Here is a 23797-nt window from a genome sequence, read left to right on the forward strand (position 1 = left end):
ACACTCGCACCGATGACCGCACCGATCTTCGTCGACTCCCACTGCCACCTGGCCTTCCCCGAGCTCGCCCGGCAGCTGCCGTCCATCCTGCAGGCCATGCAGCAGGCGCGCGTGGCAGGCGCCCTGTGCATCTGCATCACGCTCGAGGAGTTCGAGACCGTGCATGGCATGGCCATGGCGCATCCCCACCTCTGGGCCAGCGTGGGCGTGCACCCCGACACCGAGGGCTTGGCCGAGCCGACGGAAGACCTGTTGTGCGAGCTCGCCAGCCGGCCCCGCGTGGTGGGCATGGGCGAGACCGGGCTCGATTACTACCGGCTCGAAGGCCGCTCCGTGGCGGACATGGAATGGCAGCGTGACCGCTTCCGTGCGCACATCCGTGCGGCGCGACGCACGGGGCTGCCGCTCATCATTCACACCCGCAGTGCCAGCGATGACACGCTGGCGATCCTGAAGGAGGAGGGCGCCGGCCCGGCCGATGGCGGCCCCGGCGGCGTGTTCCACTGCTTCACGGAGACCATGGACGTGGCGCGCGCCGGCCTGGACCTGGGCTTCGACATCTCGTTTTCCGGCATCGTGAGCTTCCGCAATGCCGCCGACCTGCGCGACGTGGCCCGCTACGTGCCGCTGGCGCGCTGCCTGATCGAGACCGACAGCCCCTACCTGGCCCCCGTGCCGCACCGCGGCAAGCAGAACACGCCGGCCTTCGTGCCGCACGTGGCGACCGTGCTGGCGCAGGAGAAGGGGCTCGCGGTCGAGGCCATCGCCGAGGCCACCACGCGCAACTTCGAGCGGCTGTTCCGCGTGAAGGTGCCGCCGCTGGCCGAGGCCCACGCATGAGCGGCGACGCCCACCGGGGGGCGTCGCGGCGATGCCTGCTGCGCGGGGCGGCGCTGGCGTGCGCCGCCGCGGCGGCCGGCCTGCCGGCCTGGGCTGGCTCGTACGGCGACTGGTTCCTCGCCATCGAGCTCGACCGGCCCGGCACGCTGCAGCGCCTGCTGGCGCGCGGCTTCGACGTCAATGCGCGCGACCCGGCCGGCCAGCATGGCCTGTACCTCGCCCTGCGCGAGGGGGCGGACGAGGTGGGTGCACTGCTGGTGGCACACCCCGAGCTCGACGTGGAGTCGCCCAATGCGGCGGGTGAGACGCTGCTCATGATGGCCGCGTTGCGTGGCCGCCTGCCGGCCATGGCCACGCTGATCGCGCGCGGCGCCGTGGTGCGGCGCGCGGGATGGACGCCGCTGCACTATGCGGCGTCCGGGCAGGAACCCCGCGCCATCGACCTGCTGCTGGCACATGGGGCCGAGGTGGATGCCCGCTCGCCCAACGGCAGCACGCCGCTCATGCTGGCCGCCGGCTACGGGGCCATCGATGGCGCGACGCTGCTGCTGCGGCGTGGGGCGGATCCGGCGCTGCGCAACCAGGCCGGGCTGACGGCTGCCGACATGGCCCGCCGCGCCGACCGCGACCGCCTGGCGGAGCAGCTGGACGCCGCGGTGCGCTGAGCGCCGCTGACAGCGGCCGCGGCCCCGGCCGGCAGCCGTGTCAGGCGTTTTCGTACACGCGCCTTGTCGCACCGCCGACTGTTGCGGCGAGGGGGGGCTGCCTACAGTTCATCCCACGCGCCCCGCCCCCCAACCGCCCAGGAGTCCACCATGCGTTCCACCACCGCCCGCCCGAATCCCTTCACGATGATGACGGACCCCGAGGCCATCCTGCAGGCGGTGGAGCGTTCCGAGCGGCTCAAGCACCTCACGCGCCGCGTCTGCCGTCCGCTGGACAAGCCGCTCATCCCCAAGCGCGGCAGCGCTGCCGCCGAGCTGAGCGACTTCGATCGTGAGATCGACCTGTCGGCCGACGAGGCGGGCCTGACCGGCTGACGACACGGCCACGGCGCCGCCGGCATCCTGCCATCCACGGGCCCGACAGGGCCCGTGGTCATTGGGGCAGGGACATTCGCCTCAGGCGGCGTGGGCGCCCAGGCGGAAGGCCTCGCCCAGCCACCGGCCGGCGCGCGTGCCGTCGGCATGGCTGGCCGGGCTGAAATGGCTGAAGCGGGCCGGGCGGATGCCGACGAACCCCAGGATCTGCCCGCGCAGCTGCCACATGAGTGCGTTGCGGTAGACGAGGCGCAGGAACCATCCGGGCGTGTCGGACGTCACGATGACCCGGGCGCTCCGCCCGGTGAGCATCGGCCGGGGCATGCCCATGCGCGTGTGGCGCGTATCAAAGGCCCGCCCCGGCAGCAGGGCACGGTCGAACAGGCCCTTCAGCTTGGCCGGCAGGCCGCCCCACCACATGGGCGTCACCAGCACCAGGTGCTCGCACCAATCCAGGTGGGCCAGCAGGCCCTCGAGGTCGGGCTCCAAGGGCTTGACCTGGCCGTAGCCCGCCCCGCCGAAGTCGCTGTCGAACCGCAGGTCGTGCAGATGGACGTGGCGCACCTCGTGCCCGGCGTCCTCGGCGCCACGGGCGTACGACTGCGCGAGCGAGCGGCACAGGGACCGGGCCGCGGGATGGCCGTCGAGGACGAGGATGCGTGTCATGCGGGTGGGGTGAAGTTGACCGTGGTCGATTATTCACCCGAAAATCGACCATGGTCAATAACTTCAGGCGCGACCTGCCGGTCCTCGGCCGACGTCGTCCCCCCGCGGCACGCAGCGCCGTGCGATAGTGGCGCGCATGCGCAAGCCGGTTCAGCAACGCACCCTGCAGACGCGTGCCCGCATCGTCGCGGCGGCGCAGCAGCTCGTGGCCGAGTCGGGCCACGAGGCCTTGCGCATCGACGACCTGGTCGAGCGTGCGGGCGTGGGCAAGGGCACCTTCTTCGCGCATTTCGGCGACAAGGACGGCTTGATGGACTGGCTGGTGGGGCAGGAGCTGTCCGAGCTGATGGACGCCGCCCAGGCCCGGCGGCCGCCCGTGACCGTGGAGCAGCTCGTCGAGCGCCTGCAGCCGCTGCTGGCGTTCGCGGCCAGCGAGCGCTGTGTCTTCGACATCATCCTGCGCCGCTCGGGCGCGGCGGCGGTGGAGGAGATCGGCGCCATCGCCACCGCGCTCGACCGGCTGGTGCACCTGGTGGCCGGCTGGATCGCGGCCGGTGGATTCCGCCAGGATGCCCCGGTGGCCGTGCTGGCCGAAGGCGTGCAGGCCTTCGCCATGCAGGCCCTGGCCCTCAACTTCTGCGCATTGAACAATGGGGTGTCCGTGCGCCAGCGCCTGCTGTCCTACCTGCGGCCCTGGCTGCAGGCCCCCGTCGCGGGCGCCGGCGCCGCCGCCGCACGGGCCCGCCACGCGCACCGCGCTGCCGAGGAAGGCGCCTGAGCGGCTACCGGCCGGGCGAGCCGGCCGAAAGCCACGGTTGCAGCCGGTCTACATAGCCGGCCGGCAGCACATGGCCGCCCTCGAAGCGCAGATGGCGCTTGGCCTCGCCGGGCAGCGCACGGAAGAGCGCGTCGTTCTGCCGGGTGGAGGCGTGCTCATCGTCGTCTGCGGTCAGCAGCCAGACCTCCACGTCGGCCAGGCGCGGCGCGACCGTCGTCGGCGCCACGGCGGCCACCTTGGCGTCCAGGTGCGGGGGCACCATCGCCGCCACGCCGTGCACCCGGGTGTCGGCCGCGGCCAGCAGCAGCGCCATCTGCGCGCCCATGCTGTATCCCGCCGCCCGCACGCGGGTGCCGTCCAGCCCCGGCTGCCTGGCCACCCAGTCCAGCAGCACGCGGTAGTCCTTGACCGTATCGACGATGAGCCGCTCGTAGGGCTCGCGCTGTCCCCACAGGTGCAGGTCGCGCAGCAGCTGCCGGGCGGTCACTGGCCGCCGCGGGTCCTTGCGGTCGCCATGGCCGCGTGCGTCGAGTGCGATCACCACGTGGCCGGCCTGCAGGGCGCGCTCGGCCAGGACGTGGGTGTTCTCGATGGTGGGGCGCCCCTTGAACTCGCCCTGCCACCAGCGCCACTGGGTGCGGCCCATGGCATGCAAGGCCAGCAGCACGCGCCGGCGGGGGGGGCCGGCCCGCGCCGGCGCCGGCGCCCCCGCCGTCGCGGGCACGACGAGCCGGCCCCGCACCTGCTCCCCATCGAAGCTGCGAAAGCGCAGGCCGTGGGCCCATGCCTGCACCTGGCCCACCCTCACGGCCTGCGGCGGGTCGAGCTCCACCGGGCCGGCGCGGGTGCCCGGTGCGTCATGCGCGTAGCGCGCATGGAGCGCGGAAGGATCGATGGCATAGGGCTTGAGGGCGAACAAGGCCCACCACAGGCCGCCCAGGGCAGCGACGGCAACGGCCATGGCGATGAGGATCCGGACGGCCATCCGGGCGGTGCGACGCCGGCGTTCATGGGTCATGTGGGGAGGCGAGAGGGCACGGTGACGACCACCGCCGTCGCACGGTAGAACCCCCGGTGTGAAGCGCTCGCGAAGGCCGGGCCGGCCGTCACCGCGTCGGGTCGGGCGGCCGCGGCCGGTCCGACGGCCCGTGCGGCGGCGCGTGCGGCGACGCGTCGCGCAGGACCGCGCAGGTCCGGCCGTCGTGGTGCGTCAGGTCCAGCCGCAGCCCGTGCCGATCGGCCAGCCGCCGCACGATGGACAGGCCGTGTCCCAGGCCGGTGCTCGCGGCCCCCTTGATGCCACGGGCGTCCGGCTGCATGCCGCTCTCGTGGCGCCACACGGCGTCGGGCGGGGGAGGGCCGGTGTTGCACACTGCCAGGGCGTGGGCGTCGGCGTGGATGTGGACGTGCGGCGACTGGCGATGCGCCATGGCGTTGGCCAGCAGGTGCCCCACCAGCAGCTGGGTCAGCGCCGGCGACCAGGGGCGCGTCAGGTCGGCCGGCACATCGAGGCTGACCTCCAGGCCCTCGCGGTCCAGCAGCGGCGCATGTGCCAGCAGCAGCTGCTCCAGCATGGGCAACAGGCGGTGCACCTGCGGGCCGGGCGAGGATGGCGCCGCCTCACGGGCCAGCGCGAGCATCAGCTCGACCGTCTGCTGCAGCTGCCAGGCGGCGGCCTGCAGCGCATGGAGCAGCGGCCTCTGCGTGGCCGACGACTGGCCGTGCAGGCGATCCGCGGCGAGGGAAATGACGGCCAGCGGCGTGCGCAGCTCGTGGCTGACGTCGGCGGTGAAGCGGCGTTCGCGCTCGATGAACGCCCGCGTTCGTCGGTGCAGCGTGTCGAGGTGGCGTGCCAGGTCGCCGATCTCGTCCTGTGCCAGGCCGCGGGCCAGGTCCTCCGGCAAGGCGTCGGGTGTGCTCGTCGCCACCCGCCCTGCCAGGGCGGCCAGTGGTCCGCTCGTCCGGCGCGACAGCCAGAAGGCGAGCGCCACGGCCCCGAGGCACAGGCCGGCCGTCGCGGCCAGCAGCCACTGCAGCATGTCCGCCCGCAAGGTTCGCACCACGAGTTGCCCGCCCACTTCGGCCACCAGCAGGCTGCCGTCGCCTGCGAGAGGGCGCAGGTGGTAGTGCCGGCCTTGCGTGCCGGCGATCTCCCGGCGCTGCGGGTCGAGCCGCAGCGGCCCGGCCAGGTCGGGCGGCAGCGCCTGGCCGGGCGCGTACAGGCGCACGAAGGGCAGCACCGGCTCGGTGTAGCGCCCGCTCCGATCGCGGTGGTCGCGCTGGCGCTGCGCTTCGGTGCGAAGCAACGCGTCGAAGAACTCGTCCTCCACGGCGTAGACGAAGGCCATGGACAAGGCGCCCATCAGCGTCGCCACCGACAGCGTGAAACCCGTGAAGGCCAGCATGAGCCGGCGCGCCAGCGGGCGCCGCGGCCCCCTCCGACCGCCGTGGGTGGCTTGGGGGTCAGCCACCGCCGTCGAGGGGCACGTCCAGCCGCAGCCCCACGCCATGCACCGTCCTCACCAGGTGCTGGTCCTGGCCGAGCTCGCGCCGCAGCGTGTACAGGTGGCTGCGCAGGGCGTCGGACGCGGGTGGCTCGTCTGCCCACAGCTGCTGCAGCAGCTCGCTGCGGGTGAGCGTCCGCGGCCAGGCCTCCGCCAGGGCAACGAGCAGGCGCCACGCATGGCCGCTGACCGCGATCGCGCGTCCGTCGCAGTGGGCCTCGCCGCTGCGGCGGTCGATGCGCAGCGGGCCGCGCTGCAGCACCGGGCTGCGGCCAAGTTCGGCCCGCCGGGACAAAGCTTGGCAGCGCCACAGCAACTCCTCGCTCGCGAAGGGCTTGAGCAGGTAGTCGTCCGCCCCGGCGGCGAAGCCACGGCCCTTGTCGGACAGCGTGTCGCGCGCCGTCAGCATCAGCACCGGCACATGGCGGTCCGCCTGCTCGCGCAGCCGGGCGCACACGTCCAGGCCGTCCAGTCCGGGCAGGCCCAGGTCCAGCAGCAGCACGTCGGGCGGCTCCTCCAGCGCCATCTGCAGCGCCAGCCGACCGTCGCTGGCCTCTTCGACGCGCCATCCCGCCGCCTGCAGGACGGCCACGATCTGGCTGCGCAGGCGGGCATGGTCCTCGACGACCAGGATGCGGGGCGGGTGGACGGTGGACATGGGCAGAGGGTGGGCGACGCCCGGGCTGTCGGGAGTCTAGACGGCCGTTCGTGAAGTGGGTGTCAAGGGGCCCCGGCCCCGAGGTGCGGGCGCTGGTACCGCGCGCCTAGCGTCCCCGTGGTCCGGCTGTCAATCGCCTGTGCAAGGCACCACGGCGCGGTCGGATTCCGCCATCCTGCGCCACGCCCGCCAGGCAACCGGCGCAGCATCGCGCCGCGCCACCCGGCCCGTCGTCCCACCGGAGGAACCCGATGACCCGATTGCATGTCAACGGCCGTGAGCACACGGTCGATGTCGCGCCCGACACGCCCGTGCTGTGGGCACTGCGCGATGCCATGGGCCTGCAAGGCACCAAGTTCGGCTGCGGCGCCGGCCTGTGCGGCGCCTGCACCGTGCACCTGGACGGTCAGGCGGTGCGCTCCTGCGTCACGCCCGTGTCGGCGGCCGCGGGGCGCAGGATCGTCACCGTGGAAGCCGCCACGGGGGGCCAGGACGCCGTGGGCAAGGCGGTGCACGCCGCGTGGGTGAAGCACGACGTGGCGCAGTGCGGCTACTGCCAGAGCGGGCAGATCATGACGGCGACGGCTTTCCTCAGGTCCTTGCCCCGAGGCAGGCAGCCGACCGCCGACGAGATCGACGCCGCGATGGCCGGCAACCTGTGCCGCTGCGGCACCTACGCACGCATCCGCGAGGCGGTGGCCGACGCGGCCCGCACGCTGGCCTGAAGGAGCGCCCTCATGCTGCCCCATACCCTGACCGCTGCGGACCTGCCGCCGGCACTGCGCCGCCTGATCGAGCGCGAGCCCGACGCCGGGGGGGCGCCGTTGCCGCGCCGCACCTTCCTGAAGCTGTCCGGCGCAGCCGGCCTTGCGCTGGGTGTCTACCCGGGCCTGTCCGCCGGCCAGGCGACGCCGGCCGCCACGGGCGGCCTCAAGCCCACCGACCAGCCGGCCGCGTTCGTGGAGATCGCCGCGGACGGCGTCGTCACGGTGGTCATCAACCGCCTGGAGTTCGGGCAGGGCGTCCAGACGGCGCTGCCCATGATCCTGGCGGAGGAGCTGGATGCCGACTGGTCGCGTGTGCGCAGCCGCCACGGCAGCAACGACCCAGCCTACGCCGACCCCCGCTTCGGCATGCACCTGACCGGCGGCTCCAACTCCATCAAGCACAGCTTCCAGCAGTACCGGGAGCTGGGTGCCCGTGCCCGCGCCATGCTGGTGGCCGCGGCCGCACACCGCTGGCAGGCGAACCCGGCCGCCCTGCGCACCGAGGCGGGCGCCGTCATCGCGCCGGACGGCCGACGGCTCGGCTATGGCGAGCTGGCGCGCGACGCGATGGCGCAGCCGGTGCCGGCGAGCGTGGTGCTGAAGAATCCGAAGGACTTCCGTCTGATCGGCCAGCCCACCGGGCGGCTGGACGCCGCAGACAAGAGCAGCGGCCGCCAGGCCTTCGGCATCGACGTCCGCCTGCCGGGGCAGCTCACCGCCGTGGTCGCGCACCCGCCGGTGTTCGGCGCGCGCGTGGCCAGCGTGGACGACCGGGCGGCGCGCGCCGTGCGGGGCGTGAAGGCGGTGCTGCGGGTGCCGCTGGACCGTGGCGGGGAGGGCGTGGCGGTGGTCGCCGACGGCTACTGGCCCGCCCGCCAGGGCAGGGAGGCGCTTCAGCTGCAGTGGGACACCTCCGCCGTCGAGCGGGTGGACAGCGACCGGCAGCTGGCCGACTACCGCGCACTGGCCGACCGCCCCGGCCCGCGCAGGTTCGACGCCGACATGGCGCCGCTGGCCGCTGCCGTCCGCACCATCGAGGCCGAGTTCGTCTTTCCCTACCTCGCCCATGCGCCGATGGAGCCGATGAACTGCACCGTGCAGTTGTCTGCCGATGGCGCGCAGCTCTGGGTGGGCAGCCAGATGCCCGGCATGGACGGCCTGGCGGCAGCGAAGGTGCTCGGGCTGAAGCCGGAACAGGTGCAGGTGCATGTGCAGATGGCAGGCGGCGGTTTCGGGCGCCGCGCGGTGGGCACCAGCGACTACGTGGTGGAGGCCTGCCAGGTGGCCAAGGCAGCGCGGGCCGCCGGTCTGTCGGCGCCGGTGCGCCTGCTGTGGAGCCGCGAGGACGACATCCGCGGCGGCTACTACCGACCCATGCACCTGCACCGCGCGCGCATCGGCCTGGACGCGCAGGGCAGGGTGCTGGCCTGGGACCATGTGCTGGTCGGCCAGTCCATCACCGCAGGTTCGCCGTTCGAGGCCTTCATGGTCAAGGACGGCATCGACGCCACCGCGGTGGAGGGCATGAAGGAGCCCTACGAGCTGCCGATGCGGCTGACCGTGCACCACCCGAAGGTCAATGTGCCGGTGCTGTGGTGGCGCAGCGTGGGCTCCACCCACACGGCGTTCGTCATGGAGACGCTGGTGGACGAGATCGCGCGTGCCTCTGGGCAGGACCCGGTGGCCTGGCGGCTGCAGCAGTTCGGCGACAAGCACCCGCGCCATCGCGCGGCGCTGCAACTGGCGGTGGATCGCAGCGGTTACGGCCGGCGCACCCTGCCGGCCGGTCGGGCCTGGGGCGTGGCCGTGCACGAGTCCTTCGAGTCCGTCGTCGCGTACGTGGTGGAGGCCTCGGTGCAGGACGGCCGGGCCGTGCTGCACCAGGTGACGGCCGGTGTGCACTGCCAGCTGGCCGTGAACCCGCGCACCGTGGAGGCCCAGGTACAGGGGGCGGCGCTCATGGGCCTGTCCATGTGCCTGCCCGGCGCCGCCATCACGCTCAAGGATGGCCAGGTGCAGCAAAGCAACTTCGGCGATTTCGCGTTGCCGCGCATCACCGACATGCCGCAGATCGCCGTGCACATCGTCCCCAGCGCCGAGCCGCCGACCGGCATGGGTGAGCCCGGCCTGCCGCCCTTGGCGCCCGCTTTCGCGAATGCCGTGGCGCAGCTGACAGGCAAGCGCCTGCGCCGCCTCCCGTTCGACCTGGCCTGACCCCTGCAAGCGCGCATGGAAGAGCTGGATGTTCGCGTGCTGCGCAGCGCGCTGGCCTGGCAGGCGCAGGGCGAGGCGGTGGTGCTGGTCACGGTGGCGCGCACCTGGGGCTCGTCGCCGCGCCCGCCCGGCTCGCTGATGGCGGTGTCCGCCCAGGGCCTGACCGTGGGGTCGGTGTCCGGTGGCTGCATCGAGGACGACCTGGTGGCATCGATCCGGGCCGGGGGCGTGTCGGCCGTGTGTGCGCAGGGCCGGCCCGCCGTGCTGCGCTACGGCGTGTCCGCCGAGCAGGCGCGCCGCTTCGGCCTGCCATGTGGCGGCACGGTGGAACTGGTGTTGGAGCCGGTGGGACCGCACAGCCGCCTGGACGAGTTGCTGCGGGCGCGGCGGGAGCGTCACAGCCTGCGCCGGGTGCTGCACCTGCCCACCGGCGAGGTCGCGCTGCAGCCCGGCGCCCACGACGCACTGCCGCAGCTGGACGACGAGCGCCTGGTCACCGGCTTCGGCCCGGCGCCACGGCTGGTGCTCATCGGTGCCGGCGATCTGGCGCGCTTCCTGGCCGAGATGGCCGGCGCGCTCGGCTTCGAGGTGATCGTGTGCGATCCGCGGCCCGAACAGGCCGTGGCCTGGGACCTGCCGGGGGTGGCGGTGCACCGGGAGATGCCCGACGACCTCATCCTGCGACTGCAGCCCGATGCGCGCACGGCGGTGGTGGCCCTGACGCACGACCCCAAGCTGGACGACCTGGCGCTCATCGACGCGCTCTCGACGCCCGCGTTCTACGTGGGCGCCATCGGCTCGCGGCGCCACAGTGCCCAGCGGCGCCAGCGCCTGCGTGAGCACTTCGGCCTGGACAACGCCGCGCTCGAGCGCCTGCGCGGGCCGGCTGGCCTGTACATCGGCAGCAAGACGCCGGGCGAGATTGCCTTGTCCATCCTGGCGGAGGTGGTGGCCGCCAAGAACGGCGTGAGCCTGCCCGCACAGGCGCGGGTGGCCGCCGCGAAGGAACTGGCCACGCCGGCGGCCGTGCCGGCGAACACCACACCGTGATGCCCGACCCGGGCGAGGGCGTCCCGCGCGCCGTGCTGCTGGCCGCAGGGCAGGGCAGCCGCCTGGGCGGCCGACCCAAGGGCAGCCTGCGCATCGCCGGCGTCACGCTCATCGAGCGCCTCGCCCATGGCCTGCGCGACGCCGGCATCCACGAGATCGCCATCGTCTTGGGCCCCTACCTGGACACGATGCTGCCCATCGCCGAGCGGGCGGGCCTGCAGGTGCTGCGGCACGCGGCTCCCATGCCGTCGCGCATCGACAGCCAGCGCCTGGCCATCAGCCACCATGCGTCCACCGCGCCTGCCCACGCCCCGCTGTGGCTGGTGCTGGCCGACCTGCCGTGGCTGGCCGCCACGCAGTTCCGGGCCGTGGCCGAGGCCTGGGCGCAGCGCCCGCCAGGTGCGCAGATGATGGTGCCCACGGTGGGCGCATCGCGCGGGCATCCCGTGGTGCTGGGCCCGCACGCCGTTCGCCTGATCGATGCCCGGACCGGGCTGGGTGTGCGTCAGGCGATGCAGGGCGACGACCTGAGGGTCTGGCGCTGGCGCACCGCAGACCCGGCGCATATCCGGGATCTGGACACGGCGCAGGACATCCAGTGCCTCAGTCAGGCGCTTGCGCCGGCCAGCGTGGACTGGTGATCGGCAAGGCGCGCCTGCGCAGCGGCACAGGCGCCGGTGTGACGCCCGGGCCTTCGCCGGCCGGGCGGGCCCCCGGCCGGCGAAGGCGCCGCGCGCGAAGGTGTGACGTGGCGCCTGCGGTGGCCGCCCGGTTCTCCCGCGGCGCCGATGCCGGCGCGCGGGCACGCTCAAGCCGGCGTATGACACACCGCTTCGATGTTGTTGCCTTCCGGGTCGATGACAAACGCGCCGTAGTAGTGGGCGTGGTACTCCGGGCGCAGTCCGGGCGCTCCGTTGTCCGTGCCGCCAGCGGCCAGGGCGGCCTGGTAGAACGCATCGACCTGCGCGCGCGTCTGGGCACGCCAGGCGAGATGGCAGCCCGTGGTTGCGGGCGCTCGGCCATAGGGTGACGGCCCATCCACGAACCAGACATCCGCTTTCTTGCCGCTGGGCTCGGCCGCATCGGGGTACGCGAAGCCCAGGATGTTCGATCCGTACTGGCCCTCGAAACAGACGCTGTAGCCGAGTGGCGCCAGGGCGGCGCCGTAGAAGGCCTTGGCGCGGGCGATGTCGAGGACACGAAAGGTCATGTGGTCCAGCAAGTGGGTCTCCTGTGCAATGGGATCCGACACTGTATGGACATACAGCTTTGCCGGCAAGGGCCACGCTGCGCCCGGTCGAGAAAGGCGGACCTGCCGAGAGCCTCACGGGACGACGCGCGACGGCTGTCCACCGTCGCTGCTCCAGCGCGGCTCGGCACTGTCCGAGGGCATGTCGGCTCAGGCCGGTCCGCTGCCTGCGTGGGCCACCGGGCCTGACGCATCCACCATGGCGGGCAGCGGCGCGCTGAACAGCGTCGGCTGCCCCTGGCTCACGGCGTGGCGTCGGCCCGTCTGCGCCAGGTCGCCAGCACCTTCAGGAGTTCCTGCGGATCCACCGGCTTGGTGAGATGGGCATCGAAGCCGGCAGCGCGGGTTCTCTCGCGGTCCTGGGGGCTGCCCCAGCCGGTGAGGGCCAGCACGCGCATGCCCGGCGGGCGGCCGGCCATCTGCAGACGGCGGGCCACCTCGTCGCCGCGCATTCCGGGCAGCCCCAGGTCCAGCAGGAGCAGGTCGGGCTGCCAGGATCCAGCCAGTTCGAGCGCCTCGGCGCCGTTGTCCACGCCGCGTGCCTCGTAGCCATGGGCCTGCAGCAGCCGCAGCAGGGTGCTCAGGCCGTCGGGGTTGTCCTCGGCCACCAGGATCCTGCCCCCTGGCTCGGCCCGGCTCTGCGAGGCGTCCGGCGTGCTCGCCGGGGTGGCCCCGGCGCCGCGCACCCGCGGCAGCTCGACTCGAAAGGTCGACCCCTGATCCAGGCCGCCGCTGGCGACGCTGACGCGGCCCCCGTGCAGGTCGACGATGCTCTTGACCAGCGACAGACCGATGCCGAGCCCGCCCTGCGAGCGGTGCCCCGTGTGCGGCAGCTGGGTGAACAGGCGGAACAGCCGCCCCTGGTCCTGCGGCGGGATGCCCACGCCGTTGTCCGACACCTCGACGACGGCCTGACGGCCCTCCGCCCAGGCGGCGATCCGCACATCGCCGCCATCGGGCGTGTACTTGGCCGCGTTGTTGAGCAGGTTGGTGAAGACCTGCACGATGCGGTCAGGGTCCGCGTCGACATGCAGAGCCGGGTCGGGCAGCTGCACGCGCAACCGGTGGCGCGCGGCGTCCAGCATGGGCCGCGCGGTTTCGGCGGCCTGGCGCACCATGGCGGCCACGGAGCAGTCGGTGCGCTTCAGTTCGATCAGGCCGCGGTTGATCCGCGAGACGTCCATCAGGTCGTCGATGAGCCGGGCGATGTGGCCGGCCTGGCGCTCGATGACCTGCTGCGCCTGCGCCTGTGCGCCAGGGTCCTGGCTGAGCTTGAGCAGGGCGGCTGCGTAGCGCATGGGCGCGATGGGGTTGCGCAACTCGTGGGCCAGCGTGGCGAGGAATTCGTCCTTGTGGCGGTCCTGCTCGCGCAGCATGGCGGCGTCACGCACCCGTTCGATGTGCGCCCAGCAGCGCTCCACCACCTCGGTGACCCGCTGGATGTCCTGCCCGGACCAGCGGCGCGGGCGGTCCTGGTGGACCGCCATCAGGGCGACGAGCCGACCTTGCTTGACCAGGCCGGCGCAGATGACCGCCTTGATCCCGATGCTGTTGAACATGCGGCCGCCGGCCTCGTCACCCAGTTCCGCGTCGACGTCGTTGACCACCAGGTGCAGGCCCTGGCGCAGCTGCGAGGTGGCCAGCGGGCCGAACAAGTCCAGCGAGTACACGCCCGCGCTCGACGGCACGCCGGGCGCCGACCAGTCGCTGCGGATGGTGAAGCGGTCGTTGTCCGGCTCCACATCGGCATAGGCACAGCGGGTGGCGCCAAGGTGCTCGCCGAGCAGTCGCGCGGTGGCCTGCATGATCTCCGCGGCATCCGTGAGCTCGCGGGTGCGATCGCCGATGCGATCCAGCAGGCGCAGCCGGTCCAGGGCGTCCCGGTGTTGCTGCTCGGCGTGGCGCCTGGCCGTGATGTCGACCGCGGTGCCGAGAATGCGCACGCAACGCCCCTGGGCATCGAACTGTCCCCGGCCCTTGGCCGCCACCCACCGGACCTGGTGATCGAACTTGCCGACGGTGCGGTACTCGACGTCGTACTGCAGTCGCACCTGGCCGTCCTGCGCAGCGTGAAAGGCGGCCAGGACTTCCTGTCGATCGTCCGGGTGGACGCCGCGGTAGAAGTCGTCGAGCGTGATGGGGGCGTCGGCGGGAATGCCGAACATGGCCCTCACACGCGGTGGCCAGTACAGCTCCTGGGTCAGGAGGTTGACGTCCCACAGGCCCACGTCGGCAGCCTCGATCGCTAGCTCGAGCAGCTCGTCGCGGTCATGGCCGCGGGGGTCCTCACGGCCGGGTGGTGGGCACACTTCTTTCCTCCAAGGGACAGCGCGGGGCCAGGCCGCAGAGCGCCGGCAGCGTGGCATGGGTCGCATGCGGCCGCCGTCGGCACGGGTGCGCCACGCGGAGGACGACATCGTCGCCAGCCCGTCGGCTTGGGGCACGCAGTGGCTGATCGGGCCACCGAGCATTCGGCATGCCTGCGGCTGTCCCGGAGCACGGTGGAACAGCGCGGGAGGGCCGGGGGCGCCCGGCACTCGACTGCCGGTGACCCCCGGCCCCGGCGGCCGGCGCGAGGCCGTGGCGCGTCCCCTGAACATGTTCGGTGCCTTGCCGGCTGCCGGCGGGCGGGCAGGGGGGCCAGGCCCGGTCTCCAAGAGCCCGCCATCCCTGTGGACGTCGGGCGGTTCAGCGGCACGGCCCTGCAGGCCGTGCCCCCTTTTGTCTTGGCGGCGGCCCCACCCGTGAAGGCACCACAGCGGGGCGGCCACCGCCGCCCGGCGCTCAAAAACTCAGGGCTGCCGCGCCCGCCTTCAACCGCTCATGCATCGCGCTCGCCCCCACGATCGTGACGCCGTCGATCAGGTGTTCGGGTGCGTAGCCCCTGGCCCGGACACATGGGGGACAGGCCCAGACCGTGCCGCCGCGAGCCATGAAATCGGCGATGAGCGAGCGCAGCGGGTCCAATGGCGACACCTGGGTCATCTCTGCGCCCCCACGCCGGACCACATCGATCGCCGTGCTGGTGAGAAAGACGTAGACCTTCAAGCCGGACGTGATGGCACCACAGGCGATGGTGAACGCCACGGACGACAGCTCGTGGTCTATGCCGCGGGTGACCAGCACGACCAGTTCACGGGTGTTTTCCTGACTCATGGCAGTATCCTTTCGGGTTGCAAGGCAGCCGCGACGCGACCACGGCGCCACCTTGCCGCCTCAGGAGGCAGGTGTCCTTGTGGGCGTCTGAACGCCACCTGAATTCCTGCGGTCGGGAGTGTCGGTGTCGGTCCGCACGACGGCATTCGCCGCCTCGCATGCCGCCAAGGAGGCCTCTGTGGCACCGTCGGTCCGTTTCGGCATCTTCGAGGTCCGGCCAGACGAGCGTCGAGTGCTCGTGCGGGGTCGCGAGGTGCCGCTCAAGCCTCGGACGTTCGACCTTCTGCACGTCCTGATCGAGCACCGGGATCGTGTCGTCTCGAAGAACGAGCTGCTCGAACGCGTATGGCCAGGCCTCGTTGTCGAAGACAACAACCTGCACGTTCATGTGAGTGCCCTGCGCAAGGTGTTCGGATCGACTGCCATCACCACGGTGGCAGGCCGTGGCTACCGCTTCCGCGCCTTGGACACGGGCGGCGATCTCGCCGAGCGTCCCACGGTGCCGGGCAATCTGCCGGAGCGCCCGCTGACGCTGTATGGACGCGACCACGATCTGGCCGAACTGGTCGACCGGGTGGCGCACAGCCGCCTGGTGAGCGTGGTGGGCGCCGGCGGCGTTGGGAAGACCCGGCTGGCCCTCACCGTCGCGCAGCGATTGAGGGGCGATTACGCCGACGGTGCCTGGTGGGTCGATCTCGCCGCCATGGTCGACCCCGCTCTGGTGCCCGCCGCGGTTGCGCAGGCGTTGGGGGAACGCCTGGCTGGCCATCGCCCACCCCTCCAGGAGGTTTCCGACATGCTGCGGGCTCGCCAGCTGCTGCTGGTGATGGACAACTGCGAGCACCTCCTCGAGGCGGTCAGCGACTTCTGCGTCGCCGTGCTGGGTCCGGCGTCCTCGCTGCGTGTGCTGGCCACCAGCCAGGAACTGCTGCACGTGGCCGACGAGCATGTCTATCGGCTGGGAGCCCTTGCGCTCCCCGATGCGCCCGGGCTGCAAGAGGCACGAGCGGCCGGCGCGGTGCAGTTGTTCGAAGCGCGTGCACGCGCCTTGCAACCAGGCTTCGCGGTCGACCACTGCAATGCCGCGGACGTGGTGGACATCTGCCGTCAGCTCGATGGCCTGCCGCTCGGCATCGAACTGGCAGCGGCCCGCGTGCGGTTCCTTGGCGTACCGGGGGTGCGCAGTCGACTGCAGCAGAGACTGGAGCTGCTGACCGACGGGCTGCGTGGAGGCATCTCGCGCTACCCCACGTTGCGCGCCATGCTCGACTGGAGCCATGGTCTGCTGAGCGATGCAGAGCGCACCGTCTTTCGGCGCCTGGCGGTGTTCTCCGGCACGTTTGATCTGCCGGCCGTCGAGCGCACGCTCAGCGATGAGGCGTTTGACGCCTGGGCCGTGCTGAACCATCTCGGCGCGCTGGTGGACAAGTCGCTCGTCTGCGTGGAGCCGTCGAGCCAGGATGCACCGACGCGCTACCGCCTGCTCGACAGCCCGAGGGCCTACGCCCTGGAGCGTCTGGATGAAGCTGGCGAGGGGAGTCTGTTTCGCACTCGGCATGCTCGTGCGATGTTGGCTCGCTTTCAGGCGTTGGACGACGCCGAATGGGACGTTCCCACGACGCAGCGAGTGACCCTGGCGCTGCCGGACATCGACAACCTGCGCAGTGCGCTCGAATGGACCGCCTCCATGCGGGGCGACAGCGCGGTGCATGTTGCCCTGGCCGCGGCGAGCGCCTGGCTGTGGACGCCGGCCGGCCTGCGCAGCGAAGGACTGGAACGACTGCGCCGGGCCGGCGAACGGATCGACGACCGCACGCCACCGGCGTCTCGCGCGCGCTGGCATGCCGCGTGCGTCCTCGCCGCCATGCCGCTGCCCGGCGAGCCGGAACGTGCGCTCGGCGAAGTTGCCGTGGCGTTGTATCGGGAACTCGGGGACAGGCGCGGCTTGTTCCGCGCGCTTGGAGCCCAGGCACGGCTGCTGGCAGTGGCCAGGCGCTTCGATGAGGCCGAGTGCATGGTGCAGGAGATGGAGGCCCAATGGGTCGCCTCCTGGCCACCCTACGCGCGGTCGTTGGTGTGGATGGCGCGCGGCTACATCGCCTACTTCTCGGGGAGGCCGGCGGAGGCGATCCCCGCGTACGAACAACTGCTCCAGCTCGTGTCGCAGTTCGGCGACGGCTCCATGGAACGGACAGTGTTGATCTTCCTCGAGCAAGCGTATCAGGCCCTGGGGCGCTACGAAGAGGCGGTGCAACGCGGACGCGCACTCATCGCGCGCCAGCGTGGCGTGCCATTTAGAGCCGCGCTGACCATGCCGCTGGCCAACTTGTGTCAGGCGCTCACCGAGGTGGGCGAGCTCGATGAGGCGCTCGAGGCGGCCTGCGAAGCGCAGGTCGAGAGTGGCCGGGACGGCCTGCTGTGGCTGATCCTTGACACGTTCGCGCTGCTGGCGGCACGCCGGGGCAATTTCAGGGGTGCGGCGCTGGCGCTGGGACGCTCCGAGGCAGAACTGGCCGCTCGGCAGGTCGTGCGTCAACCCAACGAGGAGCGTGCCAGCATGTGGGCAAGAACGATCCTCGGCGGCGCGCTGACGGACCGGTTGGTCCAGGCCTGGCTGGCTGAAGGCACGCTTCTCACGGCTGAGCAGGCCGCCCAGGCAGCGCTGTCACGATGAGGCGATGAGGCAGGCGCCGCGGGCACGCTGGGGTGCTGCTTTGCCAGCTGACTGCCCGCACGCCCGACACGTACGGTGAAGCGCGACAATGTGTATTAGGTGAAACCCTAGTGTCGTCGCTGGCTGTGCTCGGCTGAGGCGTAAGGGTGGTCAGCAGCGCGACGACGCCAACCACCCAGCACCCGAAAAAAGCGCGGCGCAGCTTCTCGCGTTTGCTCGCGTTCTTGGCTGCCCCGATCACGGCCAGGGCGGCGAGCCGTTGCGCTTCCTCGCCTGGGATGCCCACTACGTCAGCGAGTAGCGCGACCGTCTCGGGGCTGATGGGGCGCGTTCCCTTCTTCATCTCGGTGATTGCCGGCGCTGACGTGCCCAGCCTGCGCGCCAATTCCGCCTGGCCGTGACATACGTCAATAGCTTCGTCAAGTAGGGATTCAACGGTGCGCATTTAACCAACCTTGGTAAGGTAGACTCGCGGCCGTTACCACATTCGGTAACGACTTTGACCCGCGAGGTTCCATCATGGCAGAAACCAAGGCCGCCCCGGTGAATGGGGTGCACCCGGTCCGACTCGTCGGACGCATCGAAGACGTTCGCCGCACCAACGGCCAGTCGGGCGCCGTTTTCCTTCACCTGGTCAAGCTCCCGGCTGCTGACCAGTTCAGCAGCCCGGCGACCGTGCTGGTTCGATCCGAGCAGCGGTGTGGTGAGGCCGGCGCCGTGTTCGATCAGCTGGTGCAGATCGGCGGCTATGCCCGGTCGTACCAGGTGACGGACGATGAGAGCGGCCGCAAGGTGACGCGCCGCACCGCCGACAACACCCTGTCGGTCGTCGGCTGATGGCCGGCGCGGTCATCTTCCCGCGCTGCTCGGAGCGCGCCCGCATGCTCGATGCCGCCACCCGGCTTTGCCGGATCGGGTTTGAGCTTCGCGGCGCGCTCATCCGCGAGGGCCAGCCGTTGGACTACGACACGATGCATGCGGCTCTGCTGCGTGCTGACGTTGCCGTCACTGACCTGGGCTGTGCGATTCATGGCGATGAGCAGGGGGCCGGGCTGTGACGCCTTCCACGCTGCCGCGTGACCGGGACGGGGTTCCCTTCCGTCCTGGCGCTCCCTGGTTCCACGTTCGTGATGCTTTCACGGACGAGGGCCGGGCCATCCTTGAAACCGAGTGGGAGCGCGTCAGCGAGGGCATGCGTGATGCCTTCGCTAACTCGTTTTCTCCGCTGACCGCTGAGGCATACGAAGCTGCGACCGTGGCAGGGCATGGCGCCCGCCAGGGCGCTGGGCTTGTCTCAGTATCAACAACCGGACCGAAGGGGACGCGGCGCAAAGCTCCCCTTTCTCCCGTCTCCTTCGCTCGCGCGAAAAAGCGCGCGGACGACACGCCCGGCGTGTACATGCCTCCCGCCGATGAAGACTCGGCCCGTGTGCGCAAGCTTCGCCGCGCCGTGGGCTTTGCCGCGCGTGCTCAAGGGGTGGCGAAGAAGGGTCACCGGCCTGACGATGTTCTGATGGTCACGCTCACCTATCGGAACGGTGGGGACTGGCGTCCGGATCATGTGGGCGATTGCCTCCGCCGTGCGCGCAAGTGGCTGCAGCGGCGCGGCATCCCGTGCCGTTACGTGTGGGTGGCCGAGCTGCAAAAGCGCGGGGTGATCCATTACCACATCGGGTTTTGGGTGCCCCACGGCTTTCGCCTCCCGATGTTCGATGCCTGCGGCTGGTGGCCCCACGGCATGACTAACGTCGAAAAGGCGCGTAACGCTGTGCCGTACCTTATGAAGTACCTGAGCAAGGGCAGCGACCGAGCCGGTTGCTGGCGCCTTCCGCAGGGCGCCCGCATGTACGGCATCGGGGGGGTCGAGCATGCGTTGCGCCGTGCCCGGCGATGGCTTGGCCTGCCGGCGTTCGTGCAGGCGCGTTCCGACATTGCCGACGACTGGCGCCGCGCGCCTGGTGGTGGCTGGGTGGACCCGGATGGGGTCATCTGGGCTAGCGAGTGGCGCCGGGCCAAGGTCGGGCCTTATCTCGCGTTTGAGCGTGTCGCAGACCACGGCCGGCCCTTCGAGGCGCACGGCCCGTTTAGTTGGATCGGGGGGGCGCAGTAATGGGCGTTGCAGCTGGTGGCCGGTGCTTCGATACCGCTGACGCGGCGGCGGCCTGGGTGTGCGGCTCGGCCTTCCCTGTGGCGTCGGTGGGCATCGACTCGGCAGGGTCGGCGTACACCGTAACGGCGATGTGTACCGGCGTCACTGGCACCGCCCTTTCGATTCAGCGCGTGCGCAACGGTGGGACGCCGCAAACGCAGTCTGTGACCTTCGCGGGTCCGGTCTGCGATCAGTTGGAGTACTTGGCGCACAACCCTTTCGGGATGAGCGCGGCGGATGGGGCGCTGGTGGCCGCTGCGGTCGCGGGCGTGTGGTTGGCGGGGTGGGCATGGAAGGCGATCTTCCGGACGGTCTGGACGCCCCCCGAAAGTGAGTAGCGCGAGTGCGCAAACCCTGGCAGGGCGACGCCGATAGCCCGCGCCAGGTTCAAACCTTCGGCATGAGTGAGTGAAGCATGAGCAAGCAACTGATGGCCCGTCTGGCCGTTCTGTCGGGTTCCGTGGTCGGCATGTCGGCCGCCAATGCCGCGGTGGATACCGCTGCCATCACCGCGGCCGGCGCGGACGTGGCGCTGGTGGGCGCGGCGGTGTTCGCCGTCATCATCGGCGTGAAGGTCTGGAAGTGGATCCGCGCTGCGGCCTAATCCGCTGAGCCAGGCTGGGGGGGAGCCGTTCGGATAGGGGCGGGCTCCCCCTTCTCATTTCCGGGGGGGCGTATGGGCATTTACGTAATCGTTGCTTTGCTGGGGGCGCTGTGGATCGTTTTAACCGACTGATGGCCTGGGCGGCGCTGTGGCTCGGCCTGGTGGGCTTCGGCCTGGTCGTGTTCACGCCTTCTGCCTGGTCGTATGGGCAAACGGGCGGCCCGATCAATACCGTTGAATGCACCCGGTCGGCTGATCCCTTGGCGCCTGGTGCGACTGGCTGCGGTGCGAATATTGGTTCTTTGCGCGATGCTGATATGGCCTGGGTCAACTCGCAGAAGAGTGATTCAAATTTCCAGTATGTTTTTAAGGTATGGCGCACCTGTAACGTTGCGGCGCTGTACGGGAATTGCTCGTGGGATGCCGACAAGATCCGTCGATCTACTGGCGCGGACGAAGGGGGTATGACGTTCTCGATGGGGTATAAGCGCGTTACGGATCAAAACCAAGAATGCCCCAGCGACGATTCCAGATTCATCAAGAAAGACGGGAAGTGTTATTGCGCACCGGGGTATATGCCGGCTGACGGTATTGGGTGCACAAATCACAGTTGTCCTTCAGCCGGCACCATGATTCCGGGCACCGCTGACAAAACTTTCATCAGCACGGATAGCACCGACTCCGGGTTCATGGGTTGCTATAACGGCTGTCTCGTGTCGGGCGCATTCGGCATGCTGTCGATGAGCGATCCGCCGCAGCACATGATCGCCGGCCCGTTGATGCATACGGGCCAGCAGTGCAACGGTGCGGCCGAGGGTGGCACCATGCCGCGCTTGCCCAGTGGGAGCGAGGCGCCCAGCTGCCCGCCTCCGAAGTGCCCCGGCTCGGTCAACGGCACGCAGGTATGTGTCGAGTGTTCGACGCATAACACGGGGGAGCTCACGAAGCCGAACCCCGATCAGAACTCGGGCGGCAAGCTGGAAGAGACTGAGTGTTCTGGCGGTGTATGCACGACGACGAGCTGTGACGTTGACGGGGCCGGAAACGTCACGAACTGCACCGAGACGACTACCGGGAGCGGTGGCAACAATCCAGGGGCCGGTAACGGTTCGGGTAACGGCGACGGCACCGGCGACGGCACCGGCGACAGCATCGAAGATTTCTGCTCCGAGCATCCAGATACGGCCATGTGTAAGGGCGAGGATGGCTCGTTTTCTGGCTCCTGCGTGGGGGCCTTCTCCTGCGAGGGTGACGCCGTGCAGTGCGCCATTGCGAGGGAGCAGCACATCCGCAATTGCGAGATGTTTGAAAAGGACACCGACCTAAGCCTTGCCGGTAAAGCGGCGCTCGGTAAAGGCGATCAGCCCGACGGCCTTCACCCGTACAAGTCTGCCTCAGATAACCCGCTGGATTTCGCCACCATGATTGACCGCACGGACGGCCTAGGCGGCGCTTGCCCGGCTGGTCACTCGGTCACCGTGGCGGGCCAATCCATCACGGTCCTGACTGGGGAAATGTGCGACTCGCTCGCCATGCTCGGGCAGCTCGTCGTCGCAGTCGGCGCGCTGCTGTCGGTGTTCATCGTGTTCCGCACATAACGGGGGAGTTCCATGCCTGTTTTCATTGGCGCGCTCATTGGCGCACTCATCGACATTGCCGGCACGTTGGTGGGCAAAGTGCTGGTGTCGCTCGGCATCGGATATGCGGTGTTCTCTGGCGTAGACGCCTCGATTGCCTGGGCGCGCGACTACACGCTCGCCAGTATCAGCGGCATGGGCTCGGTTGCCGTGGGCATTGCGGCCACCATGAAAATTGGCGTGTTCGTCAGCATGGTGTCGAGTGCCTTTGTGGTGCGGCTCACGCTGCTTGGATTGCAGGGCGGCACCATTCGCCGGATGGTGCAGAAGTAATGGCCATCATCCTTGTTACCGGCCTGCCTGGTCACGGCAAAACGCTGTGGACACTGGCCAGGTATCAGCACTACCACGAAGCGCCGCCCAAGGGCCAGGCGCGGCCTGTGTTCCATGCATCCGGCCAGGCTGACAGGGAAAAGCGCGGCCAGGTGCATGGCATCCCTGACCTGAAGTTACCGTGGGAGCCATTCGACCCGCACAAGTGGGGTGAGTTGCCGGCGAACTCGCTCGCCATCTTGGACGAAGCGCAGTTCATATTCCCGACTCGGCCTGGTCGTGGTGAACCGCCTGATTACGTGGCCGAGCTGGCGACGCACCGGCATAAGGGCATCGACCTGGTGCTTATCACGCAGCACCCAAAGCTGATTGATCCGTTCGTGTTCCGCCTGGTCGATCAGCATTTCCACGTTCGGCGCAAGTTCGGCACCAATTTCGCAACGGTCCTAGAGTTTCCCGGTGGTGCGCGTGACTATCCGGAGAAAAGCAATAAGGACGCGGTGCGGCATGAATGGCGATATCCAAAACAGGTGTTCGACCTGTACAAAAGCGCTGAAGCGCATACGGTCAAAACCCGTTTGCCTCTGCGCGTTTACATCATGCTCGCGGCGCCGCTGCTGTTTCTCGGCCTGGCGTGGGCGGCCTGGTCGAGATTGAATCCTGACGCGCAGGGTGAGCGATTGCGCCAGGCGGTGCCAGGTGCGGAGGCGTCGGCCAGCTCGCCAGCCGGCCAGGTCGAGCCGGCCGGGGCCACGCCGATCCCGCCAGCCAGGCCGGGCGACCGGTACCAGGGCGCGCAGTGGGTGTCCAACTTCGCGCCGCGAGTCACGGGCCTGCCGCACACCGCGCCGGCCTACGATCATCTGACGGTTCCGGTGGACGCGCCGTATCCCGCGTACTGCGTGAGCCTGGGCGACGCCTACCCGTGCAAGTGCTTCACCCAGCGCAACACGGGCTTGGATGTGCCGCGCGCTACCTGTGAGAGCATCGCGCGCAACGGCTTTTTCGCCTACTGGACCGCCGAACGGGGGCGCCAGGCGCGTTACGAGGAACCGGGTAGGGGTAGGGTGCCGGTGCCGGCTGAAAACCCGCTACCGGCCCCGCCTGGCCCTGCGCCGGCTGCATCCTCGGCGGGCTGAGGTCACCGGGGCACCCCGCAGGGGCGGCCGGTCGGCCCGGCCGTGTTCAGGCGCAGCAATCAGGCCCGTCAGGGCCGGGAGTCTGAGGCGGAGCCCCCCGGAGGGCCTGGGCAGTCCTCGGACGCATCGAACGGGGCGCGCTGCCTTGCGTTGCTCATAGGCGGGCCCCGCTCTCAAAGCCTTTCCCGTCCGACCGTGGCAGGCGTAGCGATAGCATCCCGAGGCACGAGGGATGCTGCGCGAGCCGATGCCACGGGAGCCAGGCTCCGGCGCAGCTGGCGGCGCTAGGCCGCTGAGCCCAGCGCGGCAAGCGGCCGGCGCATGGCGGGGCGAAGGCACCGCCGCGCGCCGCGTTTGATCCACTCGACGGCCCGGCGCCATACGCGACAATGTGTATTA

General features: G+C 70.5%; 24 protein-coding genes. 16 read left to right on the plus strand and 8 right to left on the minus strand.

The window, feature by feature from the left end:
• The first annotated feature begins 24 nt into the window (after positions 1–24).
• The 3 genes from ACE3UN_RS18280 to ACE3UN_RS18290 all read left to right on the plus strand — a co-directional run bounded on the left by ACE3UN_RS18280 (position 25) and on the right by ACE3UN_RS18290 (position 1880).
• Positions 25–840: a TatD family hydrolase gene (locus ACE3UN_RS18280; protein ID WP_374676447.1), complete on the plus strand. Its 816-nt coding sequence runs from the start codon at positions 25–27 to the stop codon at positions 838–840.
• Positions 837–1505: an ankyrin repeat domain-containing protein gene (locus tag ACE3UN_RS18285; RefSeq protein WP_374676424.1), complete on the plus strand. Its 669-nt coding sequence runs from the start codon at positions 837–839 to the stop codon at positions 1503–1505. The genes ACE3UN_RS18280 and ACE3UN_RS18285 overlap by 4 nt, the downstream gene beginning before the upstream one ends.
• Before the next feature lie 150 nt (positions 1506–1655).
• Positions 1656–1880 (plus strand): hypothetical protein, encoded by a 225-nt coding sequence (locus tag ACE3UN_RS18290; RefSeq protein WP_374676425.1) that lies wholly within the window; start codon positions 1656–1658, stop codon positions 1878–1880.
• Positions 1881–1961: 81 nt separating this feature from the next.
• Here the strand turns inward: ACE3UN_RS18290 and ACE3UN_RS18295 are convergent, their stop codons facing one another.
• Positions 1962–2546 (minus strand): NAD(P)H-dependent oxidoreductase, encoded by a 585-nt coding sequence (locus tag ACE3UN_RS18295; protein ID WP_374676426.1) that lies wholly within the window; start codon positions 2544–2546, stop codon positions 1962–1964.
• Between the two features lie 136 nt (positions 2547–2682).
• Here ACE3UN_RS18295 and ACE3UN_RS18300 point away from each other — a divergent pair, with 136 nt between their 5' ends.
• Entirely contained in the window at positions 2683–3324 is a 642-nt protein-coding gene (locus ACE3UN_RS18300; protein WP_374676427.1) for a TetR/AcrR family transcriptional regulator, read from the plus strand.
• Between the two features lie 4 nt (positions 3325–3328).
• Here the strand turns inward: ACE3UN_RS18300 and ACE3UN_RS18305 are convergent, their stop codons facing one another.
• The 3 genes from ACE3UN_RS18305 to ACE3UN_RS18315 all read right to left on the minus strand — a co-directional run bounded on the left by ACE3UN_RS18305 (position 3329) and on the right by ACE3UN_RS18315 (position 6486).
• A complete protein-coding gene (locus ACE3UN_RS18305; RefSeq protein ID WP_374676428.1) occupies positions 3329–4285 on the minus strand; it encodes an alpha/beta fold hydrolase in 957 nt (318 codons plus the stop codon).
• A 145-nt stretch (positions 4286–4430) separates the two neighbouring features.
• The gene (locus tag ACE3UN_RS18310; RefSeq protein ID WP_374676429.1) at positions 4431–5729 is read right to left on the minus strand and encodes a sensor histidine kinase; all 1299 of its coding nucleotides are present in this window, start codon (positions 5727–5729) and stop codon (positions 4431–4433) included.
• A gap of 58 nt (positions 5730–5787) precedes the next feature.
• Complete coding sequence (locus ACE3UN_RS18315) at positions 5788–6486, minus strand: response regulator transcription factor (protein ID WP_374676430.1); 699 nt, start codon at positions 6484–6486, stop codon at positions 5788–5790.
• A 251-nt stretch (positions 6487–6737) separates the two neighbouring features.
• On the opposite strand from ACE3UN_RS18315, the gene ACE3UN_RS18320 reads away from it, so the two are divergent.
• Genes ACE3UN_RS18320 through ACE3UN_RS18335 form a run of 4 tightly spaced genes read left to right on the plus strand, consistent with a single transcriptional unit; the run spans position 6738 to position 11158 of the window.
• Positions 6738–7211, plus strand: coding sequence for a (2Fe-2S)-binding protein (locus ACE3UN_RS18320; protein WP_374676431.1), 474 nt, complete (start codon positions 6738–6740; stop codon positions 7209–7211).
• Between the two features lie 12 nt (positions 7212–7223).
• Positions 7224–9467, plus strand: coding sequence for a molybdopterin cofactor-binding domain-containing protein (locus tag ACE3UN_RS18325; RefSeq protein WP_374676432.1), 2244 nt, complete (start codon positions 7224–7226; stop codon positions 9465–9467).
• A 15-nt stretch (positions 9468–9482) separates the two neighbouring features.
• Positions 9483–10517: an XdhC family protein gene (locus tag ACE3UN_RS18330; protein WP_374676433.1), complete on the plus strand. Its 1035-nt coding sequence runs from the start codon at positions 9483–9485 to the stop codon at positions 10515–10517.
• Positions 10517–11158, plus strand: coding sequence for an NTP transferase domain-containing protein (locus ACE3UN_RS18335; RefSeq protein WP_374676448.1), 642 nt, complete (start codon positions 10517–10519; stop codon positions 11156–11158). The genes ACE3UN_RS18330 and ACE3UN_RS18335 overlap by 1 nt, the downstream gene beginning before the upstream one ends.
• A gap of 167 nt (positions 11159–11325) precedes the next feature.
• Here ACE3UN_RS18335 and ACE3UN_RS18340 read toward each other — a convergent pair whose 3' ends face one another.
• From ACE3UN_RS18340 to ACE3UN_RS18350, 3 genes are all read right to left on the minus strand, one after another.
• Positions 11326–11739: a VOC family protein gene (locus tag ACE3UN_RS18340; RefSeq protein ID WP_374676434.1), complete on the minus strand. Its 414-nt coding sequence runs from the start codon at positions 11737–11739 to the stop codon at positions 11326–11328.
• Between the two features lie 269 nt (positions 11740–12008).
• Complete coding sequence (locus tag ACE3UN_RS18345; RefSeq protein WP_374676435.1) at positions 12009–14075, minus strand: ATP-binding protein; 2067 nt, start codon at positions 14073–14075, stop codon at positions 12009–12011.
• A gap of 475 nt (positions 14076–14550) precedes the next feature.
• Positions 14551–14922 (minus strand): DsrE family protein, encoded by a 372-nt coding sequence (locus ACE3UN_RS18350; protein ID WP_374676436.1) that lies wholly within the window; start codon positions 14920–14922, stop codon positions 14551–14553.
• 124 nt (positions 14923–15046) lie between these two features.
• On the opposite strand from ACE3UN_RS18350, the gene ACE3UN_RS18355 reads away from it, so the two are divergent.
• On the plus strand, positions 15047–17596 hold the full coding sequence (locus ACE3UN_RS18355) for a winged helix-turn-helix domain-containing protein (protein ID WP_374676437.1): 2550 nt from the start codon (positions 15047–15049) through the stop codon (positions 17594–17596).
• On the opposite strand, the gene ACE3UN_RS18360 is transcribed toward ACE3UN_RS18355, so the two are convergent.
• Positions 17556–18041 (minus strand): helix-turn-helix domain-containing protein, encoded by a 486-nt coding sequence (locus ACE3UN_RS18360; RefSeq protein ID WP_374676438.1) that lies wholly within the window; start codon positions 18039–18041, stop codon positions 17556–17558. The two genes, ACE3UN_RS18355 and ACE3UN_RS18360, sit on opposite strands and share 41 nt — an antisense overlap.
• Before the next feature lie 74 nt (positions 18042–18115).
• Between ACE3UN_RS18360 and ACE3UN_RS18365 the strand changes: the two genes are divergently transcribed.
• From ACE3UN_RS18365 to ACE3UN_RS18395, 7 genes are all read left to right on the plus strand, one after another.
• Positions 18116–18433 carry a hypothetical protein gene (locus ACE3UN_RS18365; protein ID WP_374676439.1) on the plus strand — a complete coding sequence of 106 codons (318 nt, stop codon included), beginning with the start codon at positions 18116–18118 and terminating at the stop codon, positions 18431–18433.
• Positions 18434–18477: 44 nt separating this feature from the next.
• The gene (locus tag ACE3UN_RS18370) at positions 18478–18654 is read left to right on the plus strand and encodes a hypothetical protein (RefSeq protein ID WP_374676440.1); all 177 of its coding nucleotides are present in this window, start codon (positions 18478–18480) and stop codon (positions 18652–18654) included.
• Positions 18651–19706, plus strand: coding sequence for a hypothetical protein (locus ACE3UN_RS18375; RefSeq protein ID WP_374676441.1), 1056 nt, complete (start codon positions 18651–18653; stop codon positions 19704–19706). Before ACE3UN_RS18370 ends, ACE3UN_RS18375 begins: the two co-directional genes overlap by 4 nt.
• Positions 19707–20160: 454 nt before the next feature.
• The gene (locus tag ACE3UN_RS18380) at positions 20161–20349 is read left to right on the plus strand and encodes a major capsid protein (RefSeq protein WP_374676442.1); all 189 of its coding nucleotides are present in this window, start codon (positions 20161–20163) and stop codon (positions 20347–20349) included.
• 131 nt (positions 20350–20480) lie between these two features.
• The gene (locus ACE3UN_RS18385) at positions 20481–21947 is read left to right on the plus strand and encodes a virulence factor TspB C-terminal domain-related protein (RefSeq protein WP_374676443.1); all 1467 of its coding nucleotides are present in this window, start codon (positions 20481–20483) and stop codon (positions 21945–21947) included.
• 12 nt (positions 21948–21959) lie between these two features.
• On the plus strand, positions 21960–22259 hold the full coding sequence (locus tag ACE3UN_RS18390; RefSeq protein WP_374676444.1) for a DUF2523 family protein: 300 nt from the start codon (positions 21960–21962) through the stop codon (positions 22257–22259).
• A complete protein-coding gene (locus ACE3UN_RS18395) occupies positions 22259–23398 on the plus strand; it encodes a zonular occludens toxin domain-containing protein (RefSeq protein ID WP_374676445.1) in 1140 nt (379 codons plus the stop codon). Before ACE3UN_RS18390 ends, ACE3UN_RS18395 begins: the two co-directional genes overlap by 1 nt.
• Positions 23399–23797: the final 399 nt, after the last annotated feature.

The sequence above is a fragment of the Ideonella sp. genome, assembly GCF_041918995.1.
Classification (GTDB): Bacteria; Pseudomonadota; Gammaproteobacteria; order Burkholderiales; family Burkholderiaceae_C; genus Ideonella.

What these genes read in the sequence shown, in the direction of transcription:
- ACE3UN_RS18285 (WP_374676424.1), top strand. Translation starts at nt 837, where the DNA reads ATGAGCGGCGACGCCCACCGGGGGGCGTCGCGGCGATGCCTGCTGCGC.
- ACE3UN_RS18315 (WP_374676430.1), bottom strand. Translation starts at nt 6,486, where the DNA reads ATGTCCACCGTCCACCCGCCCCGCATCCTGGTCGTCGAGGACCATGCC.
- ACE3UN_RS18305 (WP_374676428.1), bottom strand. Translation starts at nt 4,285, where the DNA reads ATGGCCGTTGCCGTCGCTGCCCTGGGCGGCCTGTGGTGGGCCTTGTTC.
- ACE3UN_RS18325 (WP_374676432.1), top strand. Translation starts at nt 7,224, where the DNA reads ATGCTGCCCCATACCCTGACCGCTGCGGACCTGCCGCCGGCACTGCGC.
- ACE3UN_RS18390 (WP_374676444.1), top strand. Translation starts at nt 21,960, where the DNA reads ATGCCTGTTTTCATTGGCGCGCTCATTGGCGCACTCATCGACATTGCC.
- ACE3UN_RS18320 (WP_374676431.1), top strand. Translation starts at nt 6,738, where the DNA reads ATGACCCGATTGCATGTCAACGGCCGTGAGCACACGGTCGATGTCGCG.
- ACE3UN_RS18310 (WP_374676429.1), bottom strand. Translation starts at nt 5,729, where the DNA reads ATGCTGGCCTTCACGGGTTTCACGCTGTCGGTGGCGACGCTGATGGGC.
- ACE3UN_RS18330 (WP_374676433.1), top strand. Translation starts at nt 9,483, where the DNA reads ATGGAAGAGCTGGATGTTCGCGTGCTGCGCAGCGCGCTGGCCTGGCAG.
- ACE3UN_RS18360 (WP_374676438.1), bottom strand. Translation starts at nt 18,041, where the DNA reads ATGCGCACCGTTGAATCCCTACTTGACGAAGCTATTGACGTATGTCAC.
- ACE3UN_RS18335 (WP_374676448.1), top strand. Translation starts at nt 10,517, where the DNA reads ATGCCCGACCCGGGCGAGGGCGTCCCGCGCGCCGTGCTGCTGGCCGCA.
- ACE3UN_RS18385 (WP_374676443.1), top strand. Translation starts at nt 20,481, where the DNA reads ATGGCCTGGGCGGCGCTGTGGCTCGGCCTGGTGGGCTTCGGCCTGGTC.
- ACE3UN_RS18290 (WP_374676425.1), top strand. Translation starts at nt 1,656, where the DNA reads ATGCGTTCCACCACCGCCCGCCCGAATCCCTTCACGATGATGACGGAC.
- ACE3UN_RS18365 (WP_374676439.1), top strand. Translation starts at nt 18,116, where the DNA reads ATGGCAGAAACCAAGGCCGCCCCGGTGAATGGGGTGCACCCGGTCCGA.
- ACE3UN_RS18350 (WP_374676436.1), bottom strand. Translation starts at nt 14,922, where the DNA reads ATGAGTCAGGAAAACACCCGTGAACTGGTCGTGCTGGTCACCCGCGGC.
- ACE3UN_RS18370 (WP_374676440.1), top strand. Translation starts at nt 18,478, where the DNA reads ATGCTCGATGCCGCCACCCGGCTTTGCCGGATCGGGTTTGAGCTTCGC.
- ACE3UN_RS18300 (WP_374676427.1), top strand. Translation starts at nt 2,683, where the DNA reads ATGCGCAAGCCGGTTCAGCAACGCACCCTGCAGACGCGTGCCCGCATC.
- ACE3UN_RS18395 (WP_374676445.1), top strand. Translation starts at nt 22,259, where the DNA reads ATGGCCATCATCCTTGTTACCGGCCTGCCTGGTCACGGCAAAACGCTG.
- ACE3UN_RS18380 (WP_374676442.1), top strand. Translation starts at nt 20,161, where the DNA reads ATGAGCAAGCAACTGATGGCCCGTCTGGCCGTTCTGTCGGGTTCCGTG.
- ACE3UN_RS18295 (WP_374676426.1), bottom strand. Translation starts at nt 2,546, where the DNA reads ATGACACGCATCCTCGTCCTCGACGGCCATCCCGCGGCCCGGTCCCTG.